This window comes from Dietzia sp. SYD-A1 (genome assembly GCF_015356725.1).
Classification (GTDB): domain Bacteria; phylum Actinomycetota; class Actinomycetes; order Mycobacteriales; family Mycobacteriaceae; genus Dietzia.
On record NZ_JADDKI010000635.1, the window covers coordinates 1 to 1,718 of the forward strand.

General features: G+C 72.7%; 2 protein-coding genes and 1 riboswitch. Of the genes, one reads left to right on the forward strand and one right to left on the reverse strand.

Annotated features, from left to right (window positions below; genetic code table 11):
- Nucleotides 1-576 (reverse strand): precorrin-6y C5,15-methyltransferase (decarboxylating) subunit CbiE (gene cbiE / locus IY392_RS17950; RefSeq protein WP_194861967.1); only part of this gene is annotated, 576 nt, incomplete at its 3' end.
- Nucleotides 577-665: 89 nt separating this feature from the next.
- Nucleotides 666-853: riboswitch (cobalamin riboswitch) on the forward strand.
- Nucleotides 854-874: 21 nt separating this feature from the next.
- Here cbiE and IY392_RS17955 point away from each other — a divergent pair.
- Nucleotides 875-1,718, forward strand: an 844-nt coding sequence (locus IY392_RS17955; protein WP_194861968.1) for an ATP-binding protein, incomplete at its 3' end; no start/stop codon positions are given.

Here is a 1,718-nt window from a genome sequence, read left to right on the forward strand (position 1 = left end):
TCCCGGAACCCAGTCGCGCGCCACACAGCGTTGACGTACCTCGTCCGGGCTCCCCAGATCCGACAGCACGGTGAGTACGCTGTCCCCGAATCCCGCCCCGGTCAGCACCCCGGCGACGGCAGACGGCGTGTGGCGGTCCTCGGAGAGCACCAGCACCCGCCGCCCCGGCGCCAGCTCACGCACGAGGGTCCGGTGATCGCGCAGCACCACCGCCGACTCGGCGGGCCACCGCATCCGGGCCCGGGCCAGCGCGACCGACGACACCGCCGGCAACACCTCCACATGATCGGAGCCGAGCAGGTCGATCAACGTCCTGGCCACCCCGGCGACCAGCGGGTCACCCGAGGCCAGGGCCACGATCGACCGACCGTCGTAGCGCTCGAGAACCTCGGGCAACCCCGAACGCAGCGGCCGCGGCCACGGCTCCAGTTCGGCGGTCACCGCGGGGGGCAGCATCGCCAGGTGCCGCTCCCCGCCCAGCAGGACGTCGGCGCCCAGGACGGCGCGGCGACGGGCCTCGTCGAGACCGGCCCAGCCGTCACCGCCGATCCCCACCACGACCACCTGTCCGTTCATGACGCGGAACCCTACCGTCGAACCCGCCCGCCGAGCCCGACCGCCCGGAACGCGAGCACGCTGGGTAGCCTCGCCCTTGAAGAGACAACTACACCCCCACAGCACGAGGTGCCCCACGACCCGCCCCGGGCGGTGCGGAGGGGAGAATCAGGGAAGCCGGTGAGAATCCGGCACAGGGCCCGCTACGGTAACCCGGCCTCTCAGGCGATCGCGTCCAGCGCGACCGCTCGAGATGAGCCGGGAAGTCCGGAGACCGGCCTCGCGCTGACCAGCCTGGCAGACGAGAGCGGGAGCCCCCATGCCACTGCACTACCCCTTCAGCGCCGTCGTCGGTTCGGACGACATGGCGCTGGCCCTGCTGCTGAACGCGGTCTCACCGTCGGTCGGCGGCGTGTTGATCCGCGGCGAGAAGGGCACCGCCAAGTCCACGATGGTGCGTGCGCTCGCGGGGATCCTGCCGCAGATCGAGGTGGTGGCCGGCGACAGGTTCTCCAGCGCGCCCGCCGACCGTGGCGGCGACACCCCCGACGGGCCGATCCCCCACGACGCGCCCACCGAGCACCGACCGGTCCGCCTGGTCGAGCTGCCGATCGGCGCGACCGAGGACCGCATCGCCGGGTCCCTGCACCTGGAGAAGGCCCTGAGCGAGGGAGTGACCGCCTTCGAGCCCGGCCTGCTGGCCCGCGCACATCGCGGACTGCTCTACGTGGACGAGGTCAACCTGCTCCACGACCACGTGGTGGACCAGCTCCTCGACGCCGCCGCGATGGGACGGGTGACCGTCGAGCGCGACGGGGTGTCGGTGGAACACGCCGCCCGCTTCGTGCTGATCGGCACCATGAATCCCGAGGAGGGCGAGCTCCGGCCCCAGCTGCTCGACCGCTTCGGGCTCACCGTGGAGGTCTCCGCCCCGCGGGAGGCGGAGCTGAGGGCCGAGGTCATCCGTCGCCGGGTCGCCTTCGACTCCGACCCGGACGGCTTCCGCGCGACCTTCGCGACGGAGGAGCTGGCCCTGCGTGAGCGGATCGTCGCCGCCCGGGAGCGCGTGGGCGGCATCGAGCTCACCGACTGGGCGCTCACGACGATCGCGACCGTCTGCGCCGGCTTCGACGTCGACGGCATGCGCGCCGACATCGTCACCG